Genomic DNA, 23,516 nt, shown 5'->3' with positions numbered 1-23,516 from the left:
GGCGGCGGAGCCTGAGCCAAAAGGCTATATCGTTGAAAACCGGCCCCGCAATCTGCACAGATTTGCCAGGTGAACATGGCGGGTACGTACGGTGACATCAACATTGCTATGAGAGGTGCGCGCGTTAAGTTCTGATTATTTCTTCTGGTGATCTCTCCGTCTCCGACCTGGCCCCGCTTGCGGGGCTTTTTTGCTTTGCGGTGTATCAGCCGGTTAGCATGCTTGCCAAGCTCTCAGAGAAACACCTAAACATGCATATTCTGGTTCTTGGCGGCATTCGTTCCGGTAAAACCGCGCTTGCGGAGCGTTTGGCATCCGGCACAAATAATTCGGTGGTGTACCTCGCCACAGCAATGGCAGGCGATGATGAGATGCGGGCGCGTATTCAGCGCCACCAGCAACAGCGCCCGACAGCCTGGGGTCTGGAAGAAGAGCCCCTGGCTCTGGCTCAGGTGCTTGCCGGTTATGCTCTTACCCAGAGCGCGCCCTGCCTTCTGGTTGACTGCATGAGCCTGTGGTTGAGTAATTTGCTGCATGCGGGTGAAATCACGTTTGCGCAAGAGCGGGAAGCGTTTTTAACTCAGGTAAGTCATTACCCGGGCGAGCTGGTGATTGTAAGCAACGAAGTCGGGTTGGGCATTATCGGAATGGATCCGCTTACCCGCCGCTTTGCGGATGAGCTGGGGTGGCTGAACCAGGCGCTGGCAGCGCGGAGCGACAAGGTGGTGATGAGCGTCGCGGGACTGCCTATGGTTTTAAAGTCTTAAATGCCCCATGCGCTACAAGGCTCTGAAACCGCCCGTGGGTTGACGTATCGACCTGAACTCTGCTGCGGCAGGCATAGGGTGTAGTCAGGCTGGAGAATGCGTGTTTCAACGGGATGTTCATGGCGTCAGCAACGACCATTCTTATGACGCCTCCGTGGCAAACGATCAGTACATTCTGGCCCGCAAGCTCCTGTTGCCAGTGGCGCCAGCTCTCAACAACGCGGTGGTTGAAGTCCGTGGCAGGCTCACCACCCGGAGGTGTGTTGGAAACCGGGTCAGCCCAGAACTGGCTGAGTTTTTCACCATTGCTCGCCATCACCTCATCAGCGGTGCGCCCTTCCCACTCTCCGAAGTTGATTTCCCGCAGGCGGTCATCCCTGTGCAGGGGAACCTGGTAGCGATCTGCCAGTTCCCGGGCAAAGTGAGCGCAGCGCAGCATGGGGGAGGTAACGATTGCGTCCCAGTGGTCGGCTTCGGTAATGGCGTCTCGCATTTGCTGCCAGCCTGTGTCACTCAGCGGATCGTCTATGCTGCCACGGTACATCGGCCCGCCCTCGGGCTCGCCGTGGCGGATGAGGTCAAACATCGTTGTGTTGTCAGCCATCATGATGCCCCTCTTTATTGCTGACGCCGGCGTCCGTAAAACTGGCCATGCCATTGTGAAGCTCACAAGCAATCCGCAGCAGAGGAACGGCTACGGCTGCACCACTACCTTCGCCAAGACGCATCCCGAGATCAAGCAGTGGCTCCGCATTCAGTGCCGCCAGAATGGCCTGGTGGCCCGGCTCGGCAGAGCGGTGGGCGAACAGCAGCCAGGGGCGGATATCCGGTTGCTGGCGGACTGCAATCAACGCAGCGACAGAGACAATATATCCATCGATCAACACCGGAATGGATCGTGCGGCACAACCGGCAATGGCGCCCGCCAAAGCTGCAATTTCAAAGCCGCCAAAGGCTTTGAGCACCGCCATCGCATCCTGACCATCATCGTCGTTATCGTGGCGCTGAATCGCCAGAATGATTATTTCGGCTTTATGACGCACACCGGCGATGTCCAAGCCCGTGCCGGGCCCTGTCAGTTTCATGGGATTTTTTTCCATTAGCGCGCAGGCAACGGCGGTTGCAGAGGTGGTGTTACCTATGCCCATTTCACCGCCAATAAACAGTTGGCAGCCCTTGTCTGATGCCCGCTGAGCGGCTGCGTCGCCGTGGTTCAGTGCTGCGCATACCTGTTCCGTGGTCATGGCGTCGGTGGCCACAAAATTACGGGTACAGGGCGCTATGCGAGCATCTATGACGCCGGGCAAATCGGGTTCGACGTCAGATACCGTGCCAAGGTTTACAACTTCCAGTCCCGCGCCCAATGATTTAGCCAGAACACTGACTGCCGCGCCGCCATTGGCAAAGTTTGCAATCATCTGTGCGGTAACTGCCTGGGGGTATGCGGATATCCCTTCTTCACAAATACCGTGATCACCCACAAAAACACTGATCTGGATGCGATCAAGCGTCGGCGTATCTGTGCCCTGAAGTCCGGCGAGCTGAACGGCAACGTTCTCCAGTTTGCCCAGAGAGCCGGTGGGCTTGGTCAGCACACTTTGCCGCCGTGCTGCCTGCTCGAAAAAACGTGCTTCGGGTTGCCGGGGAGGGGTGGTCCAACTGCTGGGAAATGACATTGCACATACCTTCAGACATCAATGTACCGTAAAGCAGGTTCTGATTACGGAGTGTGGAGCATGAGTTCAATACAATATAGGGCGGGATCATACTCCGACTGGGCGTCTTGAGGTAGGCTTGACGGCTTTACCTTCTGTCTGGTCCGGGAACACCTGTGTTGCTATTCACTCCTTTCATTGTCTGTGTGCTTGCTCTTGCCCTCGATTATCTGTTTGGCGAGCCGCGCTGCATGCACCCGGTTGTCGGGTTCGGGCGATTGGTCACTGCTGTGGAAAAGAGGCTCAACATCTCACCGGAAAATCCCCTTCGAGGTTTGACGACCGGCATTTTAGCGGTGCTTTTGCTGACGGCTCCTCTGTTGGGTCTGGCCGTCTGGGTTTCTCTGGCACTCGATGGGCTGCTGCTGATGCTGGCTCAGATGGTAGCGCTCTGGCTGGCCATTTCTCTTCGTGGGCTAGCCGAGCATGGCAGAGCTGTAGCTGAACCGTTACACGAGGGCGACCTCGAAAGGGCTCGTGATCAAGTCAGCCGTATTGTCAGTCGCCAGGCCAGTGCGCTGGATGAACAGGGCGTGGCTGCTGCCGCGACCGAGTCCATGCTGGAGAACGGAGCAGATGCGGTGTTTGCCAGCCTGTTCTGGTTCCTGATTGCGGGCATTCCTGGCGTGGTTATGCACCGAATGGTGAATACCCTGGATGCCATGTGGGGTTATCGCAACCCACGGTTTCTGTATTTTGGCCGGGCTGCGGCACGGCTTGATGACCTGATGGGGTGGTTGCCAGCCCGGCTGACAGCTCATACCTATGCGCTGTTGGGCGATCGCAAATTGGCCTGGTGGTGCTGGCGAAACCAGGCGCCACAATGGGACAGTCCCAATGCGGGGCCTGTTATGGCGGCAGGCGCAGGTGCATTGAATGTCAGGCTCGGCGGGCCATCGCCTTATCCGGGTGGCATAAAACAACGCCCGATTCTTGGTGGTACCCGAGATGCGAGTCCGGCAAGCGTTGAGTCTGCCATCAGGCTGGTGCGACATGGCGTCTGGCTCTGGCTTGGTATTTCTCTGGCAGCTACAATTCTTGCTTTTGTTGTGGTGACACAATAATGATGTTGGAACATGGTGGGCGCCTGAATGAAGCTGTTGAGCGCTGGGGTATTCCCCGTTCGCAGTGGCTTGACCTATCCACCGGTATAAACCCGGTTGGCTGGCCAGTGCCTGACATACCGGCTGAGGTATGGCAAAGACTGCCGGAAGCTGATGACGGGCTTGAAGGTATTGTTCGTGAGTGGTCGGGCGCATCGTCATCGGTAGCCTGTGTTCCCGTACCAGGCAGCCAGGCGGCTATTATGGCTCTGCCGGGGTTGCGTAAACCCTGCCGTGTAGGCATACCGGTACCTGGTTATCGTGAACATGGGTATAGCTGGGGGCGTTCTGGTCATACGGTTGTCCCCATAGGGCCTGAGCAGACCGGCGGTGGCGCTTCCGGTTGCGATGATCGATGGCTTGACCGGCTGGATGTCTTTGTCTGGATCAACCCCAACAACCCCACCGGAGAAATAATCCCGCCCTCCACGCTGTTGCGTTGGCATGAACGGCTGACAAAGCGGGGTGGCTGGCTTGTTGTGGATGAGGCATTCATGGATGCTACGCCGGCCTTCAGCCTGTGTTCCCGAGCGGGCTTGCCAGGTTTGATTGTTCTCCGTTCGCTTGGAAAGTTTTTTGGTCTGGCTGGCGCACGGGCTGGGGCGGTACTTGCTGATTTTGCAGTTGCTGACTCTTTAAGGAAAGTGCTCGGCCCCTGGCCGCTTGGTGGGCCAGCTCGCTATGTGATGGCTCAGGCGCTGACCGATACTGACTGGCAGTTTCAGAGCCGCGACGGCTTGCAACGAAGTGCCGACAGGTTGCGGGAGGTATTACAGGCCGCCGGGCTCACGTATACGGGCGGTAGTCCACTGTTTCAGACAGTTCGCACTGATAATCCACAGTTGTTGGCGGACCAGTTGGCTGCCCAGGCGGTGCTGGTCAGAGTCTTTGAGCAATCGGGAATGCTGCGGTTTGGTCTGGCGGGAAATGAGAGTCAGTGGCGACGGCTAGAGGCGGCTCTAGCGACCAGCATTTGTGCTTAGTCATTGACCAGACATTAACGCATTGTTAGTATTTCTTCGCGTTTGTAGGTGCTGTTGTGGCGGAATCATCGCCTCTATAACAGTGAAACGGGAAGCCGGTTAAAGTCCGGCACTGCCCCCGCAACGGTAAGTGGGTGAACGGCGAAGAGAGATGCCACTGTGCGCGAGCATGGGAAGGCTTATGCCGATCGGTATTATAACCCACAAGTCCGGAGACCGGCCTGTAAACACACCGAACGCTGCGGAGGGCAGTTGCGGTGGGTAAGCACCGGTCTGTCTCACGGAATTTTCCCACCTGTTGAAATGCTTCACCCTGGCTTGTCGCCGGAATTAGCCTCCCTTATGTAGCACCGAACAATCAACCATGCGGGTGCGCGTGGTGAGTCTGTGAGTGCGTTTTATGAAAGTGTCCCTGTCAGCTACCCGAGCTCTGGTAGTTCCTTTTGCGTTTAGTCCCCTCTCAATTGCGGTCGCTCAAGAAGCTCAGGTTTCGCAATTAGATCCGATTGTTGTCACCGCAACTCTTGGTCCCAGAACGGTCGGTGAGAGCCTTGCCTCCGTTACGGTGATTGACGAAGAAGATATTCGCTCCAAAGCGCCAGCCGATTTCTCCGATCTTTTGCGCGGCCAGCCTGGCATCAACGTGGTCGGTAACGGCTCTTTTGGCAAATCAACAAGCGTCTACACCCGTGGCGTCAAGAACGGCGGCACTGTTTTTCTGGTTGACGGTGTAAAGCTGCATTCGGCAACCGGCGGTGGCGCTTCCTGGCAGTACTTCCCGTCAGAGCTTGTTCAGCGTGTTGAGATCGTGCGTGGACCTCGCAGTTCGCTCTATGGTGCAGATGCCATGGGCGGTGTTGTTCAGGCTTTCACACTGGATCCAAAGCAGGGGCAAAGAGGCTGGGTTGAGGCGGGTGCCGGTAACTTTGATTCCCAGAAGGTGAGCGCGGGTGTTTCCGGCGAGGCTGGGAACACGCGCTTCAGCCTGAGCGGTCTTCATAAAGAAACCGACGGCACGGCGATTGTGGAAAACGGTGATGACAGAGGTTTTCGCAATTCAGCCGGGCTTGGCCGGGTTGTGCACGATTTTGATAACGGCGGTGAAGCCAGCGTTATGCTTTTGCAGTCTGAGGGAAACTCCGAGTTTGAGGGCGGCAATACTGATTTTACGCTACGTGCCCTTGGCTTTGGAGTGATGACGCCTCTGAACGACAACTGGAAAACGGGTATCCAGTTCTCTGAATCACGGGATGAAGCCGAAAGCTTCCAGGGTGGTAGTGAAAGTGTGTTTAACACGCGCCTGCAACAGGCCCGATGGGAAAACACGTTCTCCTACAGTGTCCACGAACTGGTTATCGGCGCAGAGCTGCAGCAGGACGAGGTCAGCAGTACTCAAGACTTCAACGAAACCAGTAGGACGAACACCGCCGTGTTCAGCCAGTTACGCCTTAATTTTGGCCCGGTTGATGCTCAGCTAAGCCTGCGCAGCGATGATAATGAAGCCTACGGTACCCAGGAAACTGGCGGGTTGGCGTTGGGCTACAGGTTTGATCGTTCTCATCGTGTGCGGGCCAGTTACGGTACGGCCTTCCGTGCCCCTACTTTCAACGACCTCTATTTTCCGTTCACGGACTTTGGTTTTGGGTTTTCATATCAGGGCAATCCCGATCTGGAACCGGAGGAATCAGAAAACTATGAACTGGGAGTCAGCGGAAATTACCAAGCCTGGTTCTGGGATCTGGCGGTTTATCAGATGGACATTGAGAGCCTGATCAGCTCTGGGATGATTGGCGGTGTTAATACCGCTGTGAACGTCGACGACGCACGAATTCGCGGTGCGGAACTCTCAGCCGGCTATGAGTTAGACGGCTGGCGCACTGCTATTGCGTTGACCTACATGGACCCGGAAGATCGGGAAACCGGTAAACAGTTAAGACGCCGTACGCGCCAGACCGCGCGTATTGATCTGGATAAGGCTGTCAGTAACTTTGTCTTTGGCGGCTCAGTGATTGCAGAGGGTGATCGCTACGATGATGCTGCAAACACCAATCGGTTGGCAGGCTTTGCGACCTTGGACCTGCGCGCAGGTTGGAATTTTGCCCCTGACTGGAGTGCGCGTTTGACTCTGACAAACGTGCTTGACAAAGAGTACTCAACTGCCCGGAGATCTGCCACTCAGAACTACATTGCTGCGGGCCGCACGGGCATGCTTGCCGTACGTTATGATTTCCGCTGAGTGAGAGCCGAACTATGACTTACTGGCCGGTTAAGGCACTGTTTTGCGTGCTTCTGTTCCTGCCTGTGATGGTGTGGGCAGAGGTGTGTGCTGAAGATGAGAAGGGTGCGCAAGTGTGCCTGCCAGAACCGGCCAAACGAATAGTTACTCTGTCGCCCGGAGCTACCGAGCTTATGTTTGCGGCGGGTGCTGGCGACAAGGTAGTTGCTGTTGTTAACTACAGCGACTACCCTCCTGCCGCGCTCAAGTTGCCTTTGGTTGGCAATCACACCCGCATAGATCTGGAAGCTCTGCTGGCCTTTAAGCCGGATCTGGTGGTTACCTGGGTAACGGGTAACCCGCCTGCGCAGGTCGAGCTGCTGCAGGAACTTGGTGTGCCACTGTTTTCCATAGAACCTCGGACATTCGAAGGGGTTTCCAGCGTTATTGAGCGGCTCTCCACATTGGCGGGAACGGAACAGGAAGGGTATGCGGAAGCTGCGCATTTTCGGGCGGGTATTAAAGCAATCTCTGAGCAGTACCGGGGTGCTGAACCCATACGGGTTTTTTATCAGGTTTGGGAGCAGCCTCTGATGACGATCAATAATGATCATTTGATTGGCAAGGTTCTCCAATTGTGCGGTGGTGTGAATGTATTTGGTGAGATGTCCCGCCTGGTGCCGCGAATCAGTGCAGAAGTTGTTCTGGAGGCTAACCCCCACGCTATTCTTACAGGAAGTGTGGATGGTAAAAGTGACGATCAGCTCGATCTTTGGAAGAACTATTCCGGTTTGAAGGCTGTTGCCAGAGACAACCTGTTTTTTGTACCTGCATCCCCGATTTCGAGGCCCACCCCCAGGCTTCTCGAAGCGACCGAGCTAATCTGTGAAAAGCTGGATGTTGCGCGTGAGCGTTAATGCCCCAAGCGATAGCTTACAGGCAGGTGGTCGATGATCCGTTCGCTGTTAATTCTTGGCATCCTTGCTTTTTTCTCGGTGGTGCTGGCCATGGCCTTGGGCAGCGTAAACATTCCACTGCTTGATCTCTGGCAGACCATTCAGGGCGAAGGCAGCGCGTTGAATCGCACACTTTTGATGGACTTGCGCCTGCCACGCACTCTTGCAGCTTTTGCCACCGGTGGTTTGCTGGCGGTCGCGGGCGCCCTGATGCAAGTGCTACTGAGGAATCCTCTGGCCGACCCATACGTGCTGGGGTTGTCCGGCGGTGCTGCAGTCGGGGCGTTGCTGGCCATGCTGGCTGGCATGGGTGCGCTGCTGATATCGGGTTCGGCTTTCGCCGGCGCCATGCTGGCCACCCTGCTGGTCTTCGGTATCGCCCACGGCACTGGCAGCTGGACACCTTCCCGCCTGCTGCTGACTGGTGTGGTGGTTGCTGCTGGTTGGGGCGCTGTCATTACTCTCATGCTGGCAATCACCCCCTCTTACAAACTCCCCGGTATGCTGTACTGGCTGATGGGCGATGTCTCTTACGCTCGTTCACCCTGGCCGGCGCTGACTGTGCTTGTTTTAGCGGTGGTGCTGATTATGCCCCTTGCCCGTAATCTGAATGTGCTGGCTCGTGGACCGTTGCAGGCTGCTGCGTTGGGTGTCGCTGTGCGGCCGCTGGAATGGGTGATTTACCTTCTCGCCAGCTTGCTGACGGCCACCGCCGTGACCACCGCTGGCAGTATCGGATTTGTCGGCCTGATTGTGCCTCATATGCTCCGGTTGGTTCTGGGCAACGACCAGCGCATTATCTTGCCAGCCAGTGCCTTGGCTGGTGGCGCTCTGCTGGTGCTGGCGGACACGCTGGCACGCACGGTGATAGCCCCTGAACAGTTGCCGGTTGGTGTGATTACCGCGTTGCTTGGTGTGCCGACTTTCCTGTACCTGCTGCACCGGAGCCGCTGATGAGCAAGCTGAGTACCCGCGATCTGATCATTAACGTACCGGGAAGGCCAGATGGCTTTGCTCTCAATCTAAGTGTTGAGCCAGCCCAGGTATGGGGTGTACTTGGTCCCAACGGAGCGGGTAAAACCACCTTGCTGCATACACTCGCCGGTTTGCTGCCCGCCCGCAGCGGCCAGATAGTGCTGAATGACACAGACTTGGGCGAACAGAAGCGCCGGGATATCGCCCGGCAACTGGGCCTGGTGTTTCAGGACCGTCAGGACAGTTTCCCGGCAACCGTGATGGAAACCGCCCTTATCGGGCGTCACCCCTGGCTGTCGCCATGGGAGAGCGAGCGAGGTGAAGATCAGGCTTTTGCAGAGCAGGCGCTGACGGCACTGGATGTAGATCATTTGTCGGGTCGCTTGCTGAACACGCTATCCGGCGGTGAACGGCAACGTGTCGCCATTGCCACGCTGATGACTCAGAACCCGGATATCTGGCTGCTGGATGAACCCACCAACCATCTGGACCTGCACCATCAGGTCAAGGTAATGAACTTGCTCGCGGATCAGGCGGGTGCCGGCAAAACCGTATTTCTGTGCCTGCACGACCTGAATTTGGCAGCGCGCTGGTGCAGCCATGTTTTGCTTTTATACACCAACGGTGATGCCTGCTGGGGGCCGGCAGGCGCTATGTTGGAGCCTTCTGCGCTTGAGCAGTTGTATAACCAGAAACTTATCACCGTAGAAGCCGATGGCGCGACACTATTTGTACCCGTGCGCTCCGGGCCGAAACCCTGAACCTGGCCAGCCAATGAATATAACCATACCGGCGGTGATGATTACCGCTCCCGCCTCCGGGCAGGGTAAATCCATGGTGACGGCCGCGCTGGCCCGCCTGCACAGGAACGCTGGCCGCACGGTACGAGTGTTCAAGCACGGTCCGGATTATCTGGACCCGATGATACTTGAAGTCGCATCAGGCCAGCCGGTTTACCAGCTTCACCCCTGGATGACCGGTGAACACGAATGCCGCTGGCGTCTGGCGGAAGCCGCCCGGGATGCCGACCTGATTCTGATCGAAGGTGCGATGGGGCTGTTTGATGGCGACCCATCCAGTGCAGATCTTGCGAAACTGCTGGGTATTCCTGCGCTGCCGGTTATTGATGCCGGTGGCATGGCACAAACCTTTGGTGCCCTGGTGTTGGGGCTGGCGTGTTTTGATCCGGAACTGTCAGTGTACCAGGTGATTGCCAACAAGATCGGCAGCCCCCGCCACGGCGAGATGTTGAAGGAAGGTTTGCCCAGAGGCATCAGCCTGCTGGGTGCTATTCCTCGCAACGAGGCCATGCATATTCCGGATCGGCACCTGGGCCTGTTGCAACCGGCAGAGCTGGGCAACCTCGACCAGCAGCTTGATGCGGCGGCCGCTGTGCTTGAAGCCGCCGGCCTTGGTGAGTTACCGAAGGCTGTCACGATTGCCCCGGCTGAGCCTGTTAAACCAGAGGCTTTGCTGAACGGTGTGCGCATTGCCATTGCCCGCGATCTGGCATTCAGCTTTATCTATCGCGCGAACACAGACCTGTTATTGGCAATGGGGGCTGAGCTGCACTATTTTTCCCCACTGGCGGACTCGCAGTTACCGCCGGCTGACGCCCTGTGGCTCCCTGGCGGCTACCCGGAACTTCACGGCAGCACTTTGGCCAACAATACCGCTATGGCAGACGCGATTCGTGGGTTTTATGATGCCGGCAAACCGATTCTCGCAGAGTGCGGCGGTCTGATGGCCTGCGCGGAAGAATTATCAGACAAGGAAGGCGTTGTGCATTCACTGTTTGGCCTGATACCCGGTCGCTCGGCCATGGCCAAACGCTTACAGGGCCTGGGCATGCACAGCCTGACAGCGGAGCAGGGGGAGTTGCGGGGCCACACCTTTCACCGTTCCACACTGGATACCAACTGGCAACCGGCAGCCTATACTCACAAGCAGGCGGGCACGGGTAGTGAGGCAGTGTTCTGTGATAAAGGCTTAGTTGCCAGCTATTTTCACGGGTACTTCTCGTCTGCGCCGAAACTCGTTGCCGCTATTTTCAAGGGCCAGTCACCGACATTCCCCAATACCAAGGAGAAGACCCATGCGTGAACGCGCAAAAGACCCGGAACGCCATATTCGCCGAATGACAGCCAAACAAAAAATCATGCAGGAACGGATTGCTAAAGCCCAGAAAGAGCAGGGCATATTGCTGGTGCTAACCGGCCCAGGCAAAGGCAAGAGCAGCTCCGGTTTTGGTATGGTCGCCCGTGCGCTTGGCCATGGCATGAAGGTCGGCATTGTGCAGTTCATCAAGGGTGCATTCAGTACCGGCGAAGAGGCGTTCTTTCGGGATCTGCCCAATGTGGATTACCACGTAATGGGGCAAGGTTATACCTGGGAGACCCAGAACCGTGAGCAGGATGTTGCTTCGGCCAATGCCGCCTGGGATATCGTTGCAGGCATGTTGCAGGACGACAGCTATGATCTGATTTTGCTGGACGAACTCAATATTGCGCTGAAGTACGACTACATCGACCTGGATCGCGTTCTGGACGACCTACAGGCCCGGCCAGAGATGCAGCATGTGGTTGTCACCGGCCGCAGCGCACCGCAAGAGCTGATCGATATCGCGGATACCGTTACAGAAATGGGCGTGGTGAAACACGCCTTTAAGGATCAGGGTATCAAGGCTCAGAAGGGCGTTGAGCTCTAAATATGGCTACCTTGATGATTCAGGGCACCACCTCAGATGCCGGTAAAACCACTGTCGTCGCGGCCTTGTGCCGCTGGCTGGCTCGCCAGGGCGTTTCAGTGGCACCGTTTAAGCCCCAGAATATGGCTCTAAACAGTGCGGTAACCACAGACGGCGGTGAAATTGGCCGCTCCACAGCGTTGCAGGCGCTGGCCTGCGGGATTGAACCTCACAGCGACATGAACCCGGTATTGCTGAAGCCGCAAAGCGACAGTGGCGCCCAGGTAATTTTGCGCGGGCAAGTGCATGGCAATATGGGCGCGTTGGATTATCACGCCTACAAAGCTGAAGCCATGGAGGCGGTGATGGCTGCCTGGCGTTCACTCAGCGAACGTTACGATGTGATCATTGCGGAAGGCGCCGGTAGCCCGGCTGAGGTCAACCTGCGGGCGAACGACATCGCCAACATGGGCTTTGCGGAAGCGGCGGATTGCCCGGTGTTGTTGGTGGGCGATATAGACCGGGGCGGAGTGTTTGCTCAGCTGGTGGGTACTCTCGAGCTGATCTCCAGCAGCGAACAGCAACGCACAAAAGGCTTCATCATTAATCGCTTTCGTGGCGATATCAGTTTGCTGGAACCGGGCCTGGACTGGCTGGCTGACCGCACTGGCAAGCCGGTGATGGGTGTGTTGCCGTATCTTCATGGCCTGATTGTGGATTCTGAAGATAGCATAGGCACCACGGGCACCAGCGAAGCCGGCGCTCTCAATGTGATCGTGCCCGTTTTGCCGCGCATCAGTAACCACAACGATTTCGACCCATTGCGCCTGCACCCGGGGGTAAACCTGCAGTTCATCGGCCCGGATCAACCCATCCCGGCGGCTGATCTTATTATCTTGCCCGGCAGCAAAAGTACCCGGACGGACTTGGCCTTTCTGCACGCCCAGGGCTGGACGCAAGCCATCCAAAAACACCTGCGCTACGGTGGCAAGGTGTTTGGCATTTGCGGCGGCTTTCAAATGCTGGGGTCATCTGTGGATGACCCCGATGGACTGGAAGGCCAAAGTGGCTCAACCAAAGGCTTGGGCCTTTTGGCCATGGCTACCACCATGGTGGCTGGTAAACAACTGAAAAACGTGCGTGGCACGCTGAACCCGGCCGCAACGGATTGCGTGCAAGCAGAGATCGGTTTCAGTGGATACGAAATGCACAACGGCGTTAGTGAAGGCGCGGCCCTGGCGCATCCGCTCGGCCGGATAGATGGCAGTAACGAAGGCGCGATGAGCACTGATGGCCAGATCGCCGGTACCTATGTGCATGGAATATTTGATGAGCCCGCCGCCTGTGACGCACTGCTGCAATGGGCTGGGCTGAATCAATCGGGCGCGGCAGTGGATTATCAAAGCCATCGCCTGGCCCAGCTTGACCGGCTGGCGGATCAGGTAGAGCAACATCTGGATACTGACTGGCTCTGCGATCTGCTGGGGCTGCCGGCAGCAGCGGCTGCGCCCAAGGAGATGAACCAGCAATGAACGATCCTGACCGCCGGTTCAGTGACGAAGAGCGCGCCGGACTGTATCGCGCCATTTACGAACGCCGCGATGTGCGCTCCCAGTTCCTGCCAGATCCTATCCCTCGGCCGGTGTTAGCACGGTTGCTAAAAGCCGCGCACCACGCGCCATCGGTGGGATTCATGCAGCCCTGGGACTTTATCCTGATCGACAGCCTGGACGTGCGCCAGCAAGTGCTGGCCAGCTACAACGAAGAAAACGCCAAAGCGGCGAAAAATTACAGCGGTGAACGCCAGCAAACCTACCGCAGCCTGAAACTTCAGGGCATTGTCGAAAGCCCGATGAACCTGTGCATTACCTGCGACCGCAGCCGCGGCGGCACCCATGTGCTGGGGCGAAACTCCATTGTGGATATGGATTTATTCAGCACCTGCCTGGCCGTGCAGAATTTGTGGCTGGCGGCGCGGGCTGAAGGTATTGGTGTGGGCTGGGTGAGCATCATCGACCAGTCCAAGTTGGCACATATCCTGAACTTGCCGGATAACGTATACCCGTTGGCTTATTTATGTATGGGCTACGTTAGCGAATTTCTGGACCAGCCTGAACTCGAGACCAAAGGCTGGCGGTCGCGCCTACCGCTGGAAGAGCTGGTGCATAGTAACGGCTGGGGTGTGGCGCTGGACGATGAGGTACTACTGGAGCAACTGAAAAAGTAAGCGAACACTACTGTGAATTATATTCGGTTGCGCTGTTTTTCGGTTTCTTCAGTGCCTCAAAACCGATAATTACATCCATCAGCTCATTGGTGATCTCTGTTTGCCGCACAGATCGAAGTTCTCCTGTTACTTCCTCTATGCGCTCATCCACTGACTGCTCGGCCTGCTGCATCAGAGCCAGCCGTGCGGAATTTTCGGTCACCATGGCTTCTGCCGAAGCGCGAAACACACTGGCGAAGATGTGGCTGCGAATCAGCGATGACAGCAGCGCGTCAGCTTCCATGGTGTATTCCGGAAGCGAGCGTGAATCCCAGTGCTTTTCGCGCTGCAGCAGCGAAGGCGCCAACGGCAGAAGTCTTTGCGTTACCGGCTCGCGCAGGCCGTGGTCGCCGCGTTGGGTAAACGCCAGGGTGACAGCCAGATGATGCAGCGGCTGGCCCTGACTGAAACGGTCTATGCGTGTAACGATATCGCCGGCAAGGCGGCCGATGCCTTCGGCAGACGCCGGTGGCAGCAGCACAGCTTCTGGTGTAAGGCCTTGATCATCCAGGGCGTCGTTCATTTGTGCACCGATGCAGAGTAGACGCTGCTTACGGAAGGCTTGGCCTTGGCAATGCTGCTTCACCTTTTCTGCGAGAACTTCATTGTAGTTGCCACAGAGACCATGGTCGGAGCCGAACACGATAACCAGATGCTCAAGTGTGTCATCCTGGCGCAGAACGATTTCTCCGGTTCGGTAAGCGAAGGCGGCAAAACCTTGAAGGATGGTCTGGTGATAGGCCTCAATTGAGCGTGCTGCGTGCTCATAGGGTGTTGCGTTAATTGCAGACAGGGTTTTCATGGTGTGGACGATGCCACGAATACTGGTCAGGGTATCGCTGTGCCGGGTAAGCGTCTCAAGCGTCTGGGCCATGGCGGGCCTCTGCGCTGGAGATATCTGCGGAGCTGCTCGCAGCAAGTGCATTACGTGCGCTTGTTATAACCAGTTCCCGGTCTGCCTCACTCAACCCTTTGTTTTCACTGATGCGCTCGTCAATGACCTGTAATTGTTTCTGCGTAGCGGCACGAATGCGGGCCATGGCATCAGTCAGTTGTTGTTCAGACAAGGCATCGAAAAGACCTTCCATCGCGGCAATCAGCACCGCCAGTTGCTCAGCGGCAGGCATGGGGTCTCGCTCGGCCTGGCGCAGCGCAGTGCGAACGGCAGCGCCACGGGTCAGACGGGCGCGTGTGGCGTCGTCCAGCCGCGTACCGAAGCGGGCAAAGTCTTCCAGTTCCTCAAATTGCGACAGGGTAACCCGCAGGTTGCCGGCCACTTCTCGCAGAGCACGGGTCTGTGCTTTACCGCCTACCCGGGAGACAGACAGCCCCAGATCAACGGCAGGGAACTGGTTTTTGCGTACTAGCCTTGGCGACAGGTAAATCTGGCCATCCGTTATGGAAATCAGGTTTGTAGGGATATAGGCCGACAGGTTCTCTGCCTGGGTTTCCACTACGGGCAAGGCGGTAATCGAGCCGCCGCCGGCTTCTTTTGTAAACTGGCCGGCCCGTTCCAGAAGGCGGGCATGAACGTAGAAAATATCGCCGGGAAAAGCCTCGCGCCCCGGTGGCCGGCGTAGCAGCAGTGATAATTCCCGGTAGGAACGGGCGTGGTGTGTCAGATCATCAAAAATCACCAGCACGTCCTGGCCCTGATCTGAAAAGTACTCCGCCATAGCCATAGCGGCATAGGGCGCGATGTAGGCCAGCCCCGGTGTTTCTTCATCGCCGGCTGACATAACCACGCTGCGGGCCATCATGTTGCCTTTTTTCAGGGCCCCGATCGCTCGGGAGACCGCGTCCCCACGTTGGCCAATGGCGCAGTAGATGCAGGTAACGGCGGAGCGTACCTGATTGAGGATGGTGTCTATGGCGATTGAGGTTTTTCCAGTCTGGCGGTCCCCGATGATCAGCTCGCGTTGGCCGAGGCCCACGGGTACAGCGGCATCAATGGCTTTGATGCCGGTCGCCAGTGGCCGGAAAATGGCCGAACGGCTGAGAATGCCCGGTGCTTCTGCTTCAATGGGGTGCTCGGCTACTGCCGCAACAGGCCCCAGGCCGTCCCTTGGGCGCCCCATGGCATCCACCACGCGGCCGAGTAGAGCAGGGCCGACCGGCACGCTCACTACCTTACGAGTGCGGCGTACATCTTCGCCCAGGGTAATGAGCTCTGAAGGTCCGAGCAGGATCACACCGAGCCTTCCAGGCTCCAGGTCCAGGGCAATGCCGCGCACGCCGCAGTCAAACATCAATAGTTCATCCGCCAGTGCACGGGCGAGGCCGGTAACGACCGCAACACCGTCGCCCACTTCTGTGACGGTTCCGATTTCAGTCAGTTCCGGCGCGGGCGCGGGTGTTGCCAGCAGGGCTTCCCGCCAGGCGTCAAAGGGGTCAGTTACAGGCAGTTCAGAACGGTTCTCCATCGTAGTTTATCTACCTCTCTCAGGCATTACCTGGCTGAACCCGGCCGGACGCACCGGCGGCGAGGCGCTCGCTTAAAAGCGCATCAAAGGCCTCAGTGTAACTGTCGACCGTCCAGGCAACCTGGGCGCTGCCGACCCGCAGAACCAGGCCGGGAGCCTGTTTCTGGTCGGTTTCAAAACGCAGGGTTATGCCTGGCAGCAGGCTTTCGATATCGGCCTGCATCTGCGCCTGCGCGGCCTCCGGCAAGGGGTCTCGCGTGGTGGCAAGGGCTTCTTTGTTGTCACCGGCGGCGTCGGAGAGTTCGCTGGCAATCGGGCGCAGGCGCGCGCTGACGTGGCGAGCAATAGCCTCCTCCAGTGATTCGTCCGCAAGATCCCGAAGGGCTTTCCGGGTCAGTTCCAACAGGGTTTCTTCTCCGGCGCGTTGCAGTTGCGCGGTGAACTTCTGCCGCTCACGCTCAAGATGTTTGTGCCAGTCTTTCTGCTCCTGTTCAAGCTTGGCGCGAGCCTCGGCGAGCAGAGCGTCGCGCTTGTTTTCTGATTCCCGGAGCGCCCGTTCGACCACGGCATTCTGGTCAGATAACAGCTGTTTTCGCTGTTGTTGGTAGTCCGCTTCAACTGCTTGGGCTTTCTTTTGAGCCTCCCCGGCTTCTGCCATGCTGCGCGCGATCTCGGCCTCGCGTGCATCAATACCGTCAAGGATCGGACGGTAGAGAAAGCGCTTCAGTAGCCAGACCAGTACCAGAAAGTTGGCGATCTGCGCAATAACGGTAATCCAGTCAATGGACATGATCGCTTCTACCCTCCTGGGGCAACCTGCACCGCGGCCCAGAACGGGTTGGCGAAAAGCAGAATCATGGCCACCACAAAACAGTAGATAGCGGTGGATTCGATCATCGCCAGGCTCACAAACAGGGTTCGGGACAGAGTGGGAGCGGCATCCGGTTGCTGGGCCATGGCGGCAATTGCAGCGGCGGCGGCCCGGCCTTCGCCGAGGGCCGGGCCGAGAGCGCCGAAGGAAACGGTCAGGCCTGCCGTGAAAATTGATATGACTGCGATAATGGCAAGATCTGTCATGGCTTGTCCTCGTGTTTTTGCAATGAAGGGTCAGGCTCTGCTGTGGCAGAGGAGATGTAAACCGTGGCGAGCATGGCGAAGATATACGCCTGAATCATGCCGGTCAGTAAGCCGAGCATGTCCATGGCGACGGGAAAGAAAAATGGCGCGATGGTCAGAAGAATCGCCGCGATAACGGCGCCACTCATTATGTTGCCGTAAAGGCGGATAGCCAGGGATATGCCCCGGGAGAACTCGCCGATAATATTGAATGGCAGCATGATGACCGAAGGCTGGATGAACGTTTTCAGGTAGCTTCCCAGCCCGCCAGTGGCAATGCCGAATACCGGTACCGCCATCAGTACAGACAAAGCCAGAGCCGCTGTGGTGGATAAGGACGATGTGGGCGGCGAAAACCCCGGTATCACCAGCATCAGATTTGATAAGGCAATGAACAGGAACAGCGTGCCGGAAAAATACATGACATGGCGCGCGGAGTTCCGTGTAACTTCCTCAATCTGGCCCTGAATCAGTTTAACGATCACTTCCAGCGCCGTACGCCAGCGATTGGGTGGCACATCGGCGCGTAGGTTGCGGGTAATCAGCATGGAAGTGCCTACCAGCAACGCCATAACGATCCAGGTATTAACGATGGTGGCGTTAATTTCCCAACCAGCCAGAGCGAAAACAACGACATCATCGGGAGTCAACTGCATTATATGCCCTCCTGTCCAGTGGTGGCGGACGTTTTGCCCGTCCTGGCCCAGAGTATGGCCATCAGCCGTGCCAGAAAAAACGCCAGCGCATAGCCGGCTACGGCCCAGTTACTTCCTGCGGTCGATATTACCCAGAAGCCAACGGCCAGGAGTACCGCAATCCTGCTGAAGGCGCTGATCATCAGCCATAGCCCGGGTCTTTTGGAACCGAGGGCTCGCTGCATTCCCCAGGCCAGACCCGCAAAGAACAGGGCGCTGACGGGAACACCTACTGACAACCCCAACAGAGCTGCATGCCAGTCGACTGTTATCACCGCTTGTCTCCTTTCTGGTCCGGACCTTCTTTGCTGATCCAGTTCCAGGCAATAATACCTCCAACCACGACACCTCCCAGGATAAGTGCAATGGGCCAGGAAAAGTCCTGGGGTGCTACCCGGTTCAGCCATAAACCCAGAAATGCACCACCCACTGTTGGTACGGCAATCGACCAGCCAACAATTCCGAATGCCCCCAACCCTCGCAGAGGACTCAGGCCTGGAGAACTGCGCGCCAGCTTCATACGCTCGGCAGTGCGCCGGATGTTTTCTGCTGAGCGGTGGTCGTTCCTGTTCACACGGTGGGTTTCCGCAAGTCGCCAAAATGCCGGACGATGCCCGCTTCAAGGCGGGACAGTGCTGACCGGGCCACCCGTTCTTCTTCATCCACTTCGATAAACGCGGCCAGTATGGTTTCGTTCAGGGAGTTGAGGTCCTGGCCCTGAACACCCCGGCGTATGGCGATATCCACTCGATGGCCTTTTTTCATCAGCACACCCTCATCAATGCCAAAAAAAAGTTCTTCACCGTCGGCTGAAGTGAGAATAAGTACCGAGGGCACCAGCGCCGTAACGAAGTCGATATGGTTGGGAAGCATCCCGAAAGCGCCGTTCTCCGCCGTGGCAAATAGCTGCTTTACCGTGCCTTCATAGAGTGTGCGGGTAGGTAGCCGAAGCGCTACCTGCATGGTGTCGGCCAGGCTCATGACTTCACCTCCAGGTCCTTCAGTGAACCAATCATATAATAGTCGGTTTCGTTATCATTAAACTCGGTCTGGTTCAGAATGGTTTCGCAGCCATCGAGGGTATCTTTGATGGGCACACGTTTGCCGCCGGTACCGGTGAAAGAGCCGGTGGTAAAAAACGGCTGGGTAAGAAAGCGTTCGAGCCGCCGCGCCCGGGCAACCGTGGCTCGGTCAGCGGCTGAGAGCTCCTCCATGCCCAGCATTGCAATGATATCGCGCAGATCCTCATACTCTGCCAGGGTGCGCCTTACTGCCCGGGCGATGTCGTAATGACGCTGGCCGACCACGGCGGGCGTTAGCATCACCGAGGCGGAGCCGAGCGGGTCGACCGCCGGGTACAGGCCCTCGCTGGCGCGCTTTCGGGAAAGCACCACGGAGGCAGAGAGGTGTGAGAAAATATGCGCCGCTGCCGGGTCGGTGAAGTCATCGGCGGGCACGTAGACTGCCTGGATGGAGGTTATCGCTCCATTGCGGGTAGAGGTGATGCGCTCCTGCAGGGTGGCCAGTTCGGTGGCCAGGGTAGGCTGGTAGCCGACCCGGGAGGGCATACGACCCATCAGCCCGGAGACCTCAGAACCGGCCTGAACAAAACGGAAAATATTGTCGATGAGCAACAGCACATCCTGTTTCTGGTCGTCGCGAAAATACTCCGCCATGGTGAGCGCAGTTTTTCCTACCAGAAACCGCACACCCGGGGCTTCGTTCATCTGCCCGAACAGCATGACGGTCTTATCCCGCACACCGGCGTCGCCCATCTCACGGTACAGTTCTTCCGCTTCCCGCGAGCGTTCGCCAATGCCGCAGAACAGACTTACACCCTGGTAGTGCTGAACCGTGTTGTTGATCAATTCGGTGATCAGCACGGTTTTACCGACTCCGGCACCGCCGAACAGCCCGGTCTTGCCGCCGCGCTCAATGGGGGACAGCAAATCAATGGCCTTGATGCCGGTTTCCAGAATATCGCTGTGTATGACGCGGTCTTCCAGTGCCGGCGGTGGTTGGTGAATGGAGCGCCGCACTGTGGCGGCAGGAGCAGGCTTGCCATCAATGGGTTCGCCAAATACGTTGAGCATACGGCCCAGTACGGTGTCGCCTACGGGAACCTGAATGGGCGCGCCTGTGGCCTGCACGGACATTCCCAGGCCCAGTCCGCGCACAGGGGCCAGCGCCATGCAACGTACTGCGCCGTTCTCAAGCAGTGAGGTGACCTCCAGATCCAGGTTGCCAGCGCGGACCAGGTCCTGGATGCGGGGGGCAACGCCGGGGAACTTTACATCGACAACGCCACCACGAATCCCCACAATCTGTCCGACACTGTCACTGCCAGTGTCTGGCGTGAGATCCCCGTCGTTAGCAACCAGATTAGACATGATAACGTGCCTGAACGGTTAGGAGTTTTGGGAGCTTGCTCTTGTAATGAGCGTACCTGCGTGTCCACCCAGAATAGCGAGAGCATCTTCCAGGCGGCCAATGCCGCTGATGCCCCCAGTGTCCGCGAAATCGGCGCCGGCTGTCACCTTTGGCCCCATGGAACCGGCTGGCATATCCAGTTTTCGCGCCTGGTCTGCGGTAATTCTATGTATTGGGGCCGCGGCCTGAGTGTTTAAGTCACGATAAACTGCGTCTACGTCGGTCAGCAATAACAGCGCGTCTGCGCCTAACTCGCGTGCGAGCAGGGCACTGGCCGCGTCCTTGTCGATAACCGCCTCAACGCCGGTCATGCTGCCATCGTTACGGCGCAGCACCGGGATGCCTCCACCTCCGGTACAGATCACAATCACGTTCTGATCCAGCAGCAGTTTCAGCACATGAATATCCGGAATTTCTTTGGGAACCGGCGACGGCACGACTCTGCGCCATTTGTCACCATCGGCTGCAATGCGCCAGCCGGCGGCCGCAGCTCTGGCCTCTGCTTCTGCTTTACTATAGACGGGGCCGATAAATTTGGTCGGCTTGGCAAAGGCCGGGTCATTCCGGTCAACCACAACCTGGGTGAGCAGAGTGGCCACAGGGCGGTCATGGTCAAGGGCATTCTCGATTTCCTGTTCGATCATATAACCGATCATGCCGCCGGTCTCGGCACCCAGCACATCCAGAGGATACGCTTCCTCAGGTTTGTAGGCGGCACCCTGTAATGCCAGCAAACCCACCTGAGGACCGTTGCCGTGGGTAATAACGAGCTGGTGTCCGGCTCGTACCAGTTCGACCAGTGATTTTGCTGCGGTTCGTATATTGGCGCGTTGAGCCTTAGCCGTCAGTGGCTCTCCGCGTCTTAACAGGGCGTTGCCGCCCAGAGCTGCGACAATCAGCATAGGGTGCATCCTTTATCAACGATTAGCTCCGGAATCAGGCCCCGAGCGTGGCTACCAGCACCGCTTTGATGGTGTGCATGCGGTTTTCTGCCTGATCGAATACTATCGATGCCGGGCTCTCGAAAACTTCGTCCGTTACTTCCATGGCGTCAATGCCAAACTCGGCCTGGATCTCTTTGCCTACGGTGGTTTCGGTGTTGTGAAAAGCCGGCAGGCAGTGCATGAAGCGGGCCCGGGGATTGCCGGTTTTCTGCATGACCTCTGCATTGACCTGGTAAGGCATCAACAGCTCAATGCGCTCCCCCCATTTTTCTTTTGACTCGCCCATGGATACCCATACATCGGTGTAGACAAAATCAACGCCCGCCAAGGCAGGGTCCAGATCTTCGGTAATCGTAAGACGTGCACCGGTTTCCCGGGCTATCGCCTGAGCCTCGTCTTGAACCGACTGGCGCGGCCAGCAGGCTTTTGGTGCGCACAAACGCACATCCATACCCATTTTGGCACCACCGATTAGCAGGCTGTCGCCCATGTTGTTGGCGGCATCGCCCAGAAAGGCATAAGCCACCTGGTGCAAGGGTTTCTCAGTATGCTCCTGCATAGTGAGGAAGTCGGCAAGAATCTGGGTTGGATGGAATTCATCGGTCAGGCCGTTATAGACAGGCACGCCGGCATATTCTGCCAGTTCTTCGACAATCTTCTGGCCGAAACCACGGTATTCGATGGCGTCGTAGACGCGCCCGAGCACCCGCGCCGTGTCTTTTACTGACTCCTTGTGCCCGATGTGGTTGCCAGTGGGCCCGAGGTAAGTGACTCTGGCCCCCTGGTCATAAGCGGCGACTTCGAAACCTACTCGTGTTCGGGTGGAATTTTTCTCGAAGATCAGGGCTATTTCCTTGCCGTTGAGCTGAGGAACCTCGGTGCCGGCGTATTTGGCAGTCTTCAGATCAGCCGAGAGCTGTAGCAGGAATTTGATCTCCTGCGGGGAGAAATCACGCAGGGTCAAAAAGTGCCGATTTTTCAGATTAAACGCCATGGGCTTGGTCCTGTGCAGTCAGATGGGGTCGCGCATTGTCGGGCAGCTCATGCACCGTCCGCCGCCCCGGCCACGTCCCAGTTCGGCACCGGGAATAGACAGTACCTCAATGCCCGCCGCTTCCAGTGCCGTATTGGTGTCGTCGTTGCGGTCGTAACCGACGACCACACCAGGGCTCAGTGCCAACACGTTGTTGCCATCGTTCCACTGTTCGCGTTCCCGCTCGGCCGGGTTATCACCACCGGTGGGGACTATGTCGAGAGATTGGTAGCCAAGAACGTCAGCAACCACATCAAACAGGGGTCGAGGGTCCTGGCGGAAAGACAGGTGCTTTTCGCCTTCACCGGGGCGCAAGTCATAGCAGACCACTTCGTCCGCGACCTCCTTGAAGGTGGTGACCACGTTGCCACCGCAGAAGGTGAAAATGGTGTCCAGGTGCATGGCGGAACGGGATTTCGGGATCTGGCAGGCAATCACCCGTTCTACCGTGCCTTTCTCAAAGAGCGCGTTAGCCAGTTGCCCGACAGCCTGAGGTGATGAACGCTCTCCCATGCCTACAAGAAGAGTGCCATTGCCTACGGGCATGACATCTCCGCCTTCGAGTGTCGCAAGCCCATGTTCCTGTGTAGGGTCACCCCAGAGCACATCGACCTTGCCGGCAAATTTCGGGTGGAACAGGTACACGCCGGCCATTAACAGCGTTTCGGGCTTGCGGGCGGCCCAGTACATCGGGTTCAGAGTGACACCGCCATAGATCCAGGCGCTGTTGTCCCTTGTAAAGAGATAGTTTGGCAGTGGTGGCAGCACAAACCCATAATGCCCCAGGTGGTTGCCAAAAAGCCCCGTCGGGTCAAAGGGCAGGTCGGCCACCTCAAGCCCGCCAATAAGGTATTCAGCAAGCTTTCTGCCCGGAAGCTCGTCCATCCAGGCGCGCAAATCGGAAATCATCCCGACACCAATCTGGTTCCAGGTAATGCGGTGATCCAGAATCCATTTACGGGCTTCAGGGATGTTCAGGGTTTCTGCCAGCAATTCGTTGACATCCAGTACCTGGACACCTCTCTCCCGCATTACGCTGACAAACACATCATGATCTTTCTGCGCCTGTTTTACCCAGAATACGTCATCAAATAACAGGGCGTCGCAGTTGGAGGGTGTTAGCCTCCGGTGTGCCAGTCCCGGGCGGCAGACAATGACCTGTCGCAGAGTGCCGGTTTCGGAATGTACTCCAAGCGTATGTTCAGACAT

The 23,516-nt window shown here is 57.5% G+C and carries 25 protein-coding genes and 1 riboswitch; of the genes, 11 read left to right on the top strand and 14 right to left on the bottom strand.

From position 1 onward, the window contains the following. The first annotated feature begins 251 nt into the window (after positions 1–251). Positions 252–767, top strand: coding sequence for a bifunctional adenosylcobinamide kinase/adenosylcobinamide-phosphate guanylyltransferase (gene cobU / locus ACN0V1_RS01875; protein ID WP_291947877.1), 516 nt, complete (start codon positions 252–254; stop codon positions 765–767). Here the strand turns inward: cobU and ACN0V1_RS01870 are convergent. Beyond that, on the bottom strand, positions 748–1,374 hold the full coding sequence (locus ACN0V1_RS01870) for a histidine phosphatase family protein (RefSeq protein ID WP_417543352.1): 627 nt from the start codon (positions 1,372–1,374) through the stop codon (positions 748–750). The genes cobU and ACN0V1_RS01870 overlap by 20 nt on opposite strands. Then, positions 1,364–2,443: a nicotinate-nucleotide--dimethylbenzimidazole phosphoribosyltransferase gene (cobT, locus tag ACN0V1_RS01865; RefSeq protein ID WP_417543351.1), complete on the bottom strand. Its 1,080-nt coding sequence runs from the start codon at positions 2,441–2,443 to the stop codon at positions 1,364–1,366. Before cobT ends, ACN0V1_RS01870 begins: the two co-directional genes overlap by 11 nt. Positions 2,444–2,598: 155 nt before the next feature. Here cobT and cbiB point away from each other — a divergent pair, with 155 nt between their 5' ends. The 10 genes from cbiB to bluB all read left to right on the top strand — a co-directional run bounded on the left by cbiB (position 2,599) and on the right by bluB (position 13,627). Then, positions 2,599–3,546, top strand: coding sequence for an adenosylcobinamide-phosphate synthase CbiB (gene cbiB / locus ACN0V1_RS01860; RefSeq protein ID WP_417543350.1), 948 nt, complete (start codon positions 2,599–2,601; stop codon positions 3,544–3,546). A gap of 2 nt (positions 3,547–3,548) precedes the next feature. Next, a complete protein-coding gene (gene cobD / locus ACN0V1_RS01855; RefSeq protein WP_417543638.1) occupies positions 3,549–4,568 on the top strand; it encodes a threonine-phosphate decarboxylase CobD in 1,020 nt (339 codons plus the stop codon). Between the two features lie 29 nt (positions 4,569–4,597). Continuing rightward, positions 4,598–4,808, top strand: a riboswitch (cobalamin riboswitch). A gap of 160 nt (positions 4,809–4,968) precedes the next feature. Beyond that, the gene (locus ACN0V1_RS01850; protein ID WP_417543349.1) at positions 4,969–6,804 is read left to right on the top strand and encodes a TonB-dependent receptor domain-containing protein; all 1,836 of its coding nucleotides are present in this window, start codon (positions 4,969–4,971) and stop codon (positions 6,802–6,804) included. Positions 6,805–6,818: 14 nt separating this feature from the next. Continuing rightward, positions 6,819–7,700 carry a cobalamin-binding protein gene (locus ACN0V1_RS01845; protein ID WP_417543348.1) on the top strand — a complete coding sequence of 294 codons (882 nt, stop codon included), beginning with the start codon at positions 6,819–6,821 and terminating at the stop codon, positions 7,698–7,700. Positions 7,701–7,733: 33 nt separating this feature from the next. Next, positions 7,734–8,693, top strand: coding sequence for a FecCD family ABC transporter permease (locus ACN0V1_RS01840; RefSeq protein ID WP_417543347.1), 960 nt, complete (start codon positions 7,734–7,736; stop codon positions 8,691–8,693). After that, on the top strand, positions 8,693–9,475 hold the full coding sequence (locus ACN0V1_RS01835; RefSeq protein ID WP_417543346.1) for an ABC transporter ATP-binding protein: 783 nt from the start codon (positions 8,693–8,695) through the stop codon (positions 9,473–9,475). Before ACN0V1_RS01840 ends, ACN0V1_RS01835 begins: the two co-directional genes overlap by 1 nt. A 13-nt stretch (positions 9,476–9,488) precedes the next feature. Further along, positions 9,489–10,817, top strand: a complete 1,329-nt coding sequence (locus ACN0V1_RS01830) for a cobyrinate a,c-diamide synthase (protein ID WP_417543345.1) — start codon at positions 9,489–9,491, stop codon at positions 10,815–10,817. Next, the gene (gene cobO, locus ACN0V1_RS01825; RefSeq protein WP_417543344.1) at positions 10,810–11,421 is read left to right on the top strand and encodes a cob(I)yrinic acid a,c-diamide adenosyltransferase; all 612 of its coding nucleotides are present in this window, start codon (positions 10,810–10,812) and stop codon (positions 11,419–11,421) included. Before ACN0V1_RS01830 ends, cobO begins: the two co-directional genes overlap by 8 nt. 2 nt (positions 11,422–11,423) lie before the next feature. Continuing rightward, positions 11,424–12,932: a cobyric acid synthase gene (locus tag ACN0V1_RS01820; protein ID WP_417543343.1), complete on the top strand. Its 1,509-nt coding sequence runs from the start codon at positions 11,424–11,426 to the stop codon at positions 12,930–12,932. Beyond that, complete coding sequence (bluB, locus tag ACN0V1_RS01815) at positions 12,929–13,627, top strand: 5,6-dimethylbenzimidazole synthase (protein WP_417543342.1); 699 nt, start codon at positions 12,929–12,931, stop codon at positions 13,625–13,627. Before ACN0V1_RS01820 ends, bluB begins: the two co-directional genes overlap by 4 nt. Before the next feature lie 7 nt (positions 13,628–13,634). On the opposite strand, the gene ACN0V1_RS01810 is transcribed toward bluB, so the two are convergent. From ACN0V1_RS01810 to ACN0V1_RS01755, 12 genes are read right to left on the bottom strand one after another with little or no spacing between them, the layout of a single operon-like run. Continuing rightward, complete coding sequence (locus tag ACN0V1_RS01810; protein ID WP_417543341.1) at positions 13,635–14,540, bottom strand: F0F1 ATP synthase subunit gamma; 906 nt, start codon at positions 14,538–14,540, stop codon at positions 13,635–13,637. Continuing rightward, positions 14,524–16,089 (bottom strand): F0F1 ATP synthase subunit alpha, encoded by a 1,566-nt coding sequence (locus ACN0V1_RS01805; RefSeq protein WP_417543340.1) that lies wholly within the window; start codon positions 16,087–16,089, stop codon positions 14,524–14,526. The genes ACN0V1_RS01810 and ACN0V1_RS01805 overlap by 17 nt, the downstream gene beginning before the upstream one ends. Before the next feature lie 19 nt (positions 16,090–16,108). Beyond that, positions 16,109–16,879, bottom strand: a complete 771-nt coding sequence (locus ACN0V1_RS01800) for a F0F1 ATP synthase subunit B (RefSeq protein ID WP_417543339.1) — start codon at positions 16,877–16,879, stop codon at positions 16,109–16,111. 8 nt (positions 16,880–16,887) lie between these two features. Next, positions 16,888–17,166 (bottom strand): F0F1 ATP synthase subunit C, encoded by a 279-nt coding sequence (locus ACN0V1_RS01795; protein ID WP_417543338.1) that lies wholly within the window; start codon positions 17,164–17,166, stop codon positions 16,888–16,890. After that, a complete protein-coding gene (locus ACN0V1_RS01790) occupies positions 17,163–17,861 on the bottom strand; it encodes a F0F1 ATP synthase subunit A (RefSeq protein ID WP_417543337.1) in 699 nt (232 codons plus the stop codon). The genes ACN0V1_RS01795 and ACN0V1_RS01790 overlap by 4 nt, the downstream gene beginning before the upstream one ends. Further along, on the bottom strand, positions 17,861–18,175 hold the full coding sequence (locus ACN0V1_RS01785; protein WP_417543336.1) for an ATP synthase subunit I: 315 nt from the start codon (positions 18,173–18,175) through the stop codon (positions 17,861–17,863). The genes ACN0V1_RS01790 and ACN0V1_RS01785 overlap by 1 nt, the downstream gene beginning before the upstream one ends. Then, positions 18,172–18,474: an AtpZ/AtpI family protein gene (locus tag ACN0V1_RS01780; protein WP_417543335.1), complete on the bottom strand. Its 303-nt coding sequence runs from the start codon at positions 18,472–18,474 to the stop codon at positions 18,172–18,174. The genes ACN0V1_RS01785 and ACN0V1_RS01780 overlap by 4 nt, the downstream gene beginning before the upstream one ends. Next, positions 18,471–18,881 (bottom strand): ATPase, encoded by a 411-nt coding sequence (locus tag ACN0V1_RS01775; protein ID WP_417543334.1) that lies wholly within the window; start codon positions 18,879–18,881, stop codon positions 18,471–18,473. The genes ACN0V1_RS01780 and ACN0V1_RS01775 overlap by 4 nt, the downstream gene beginning before the upstream one ends. Then, on the bottom strand, positions 18,878–20,290 hold the full coding sequence (gene atpD / locus ACN0V1_RS01770) for a F0F1 ATP synthase subunit beta (RefSeq protein WP_417543333.1): 1,413 nt from the start codon (positions 20,288–20,290) through the stop codon (positions 18,878–18,880). Before atpD ends, ACN0V1_RS01775 begins: the two co-directional genes overlap by 4 nt. Before the next feature lie 18 nt (positions 20,291–20,308). Next, on the bottom strand, positions 20,309–21,232 hold the full coding sequence (gene arcC, locus ACN0V1_RS01765) for a carbamate kinase (protein WP_417543332.1): 924 nt from the start codon (positions 21,230–21,232) through the stop codon (positions 20,309–20,311). Between the two features lie 34 nt (positions 21,233–21,266). Beyond that, a complete protein-coding gene (locus ACN0V1_RS01760) occupies positions 21,267–22,268 on the bottom strand; it encodes an ornithine carbamoyltransferase (protein ID WP_417543331.1) in 1,002 nt (333 codons plus the stop codon). An 18-nt stretch (positions 22,269–22,286) separates the two neighbouring features. Beyond that, entirely contained in the window at positions 22,287–23,516 is a 1,230-nt protein-coding gene (locus ACN0V1_RS01755) for an arginine deiminase (RefSeq protein ID WP_417543330.1), read from the bottom strand.

Origin of the sequence: Marinobacter sp. (assembly GCF_048266785.1) — a bacterium.
Taxonomy (GTDB): Bacteria; Pseudomonadota; Gammaproteobacteria; order Pseudomonadales; family Oleiphilaceae; genus Marinobacter.
This window is presented reverse-complemented; position numbering and strand designations above follow the sequence as displayed.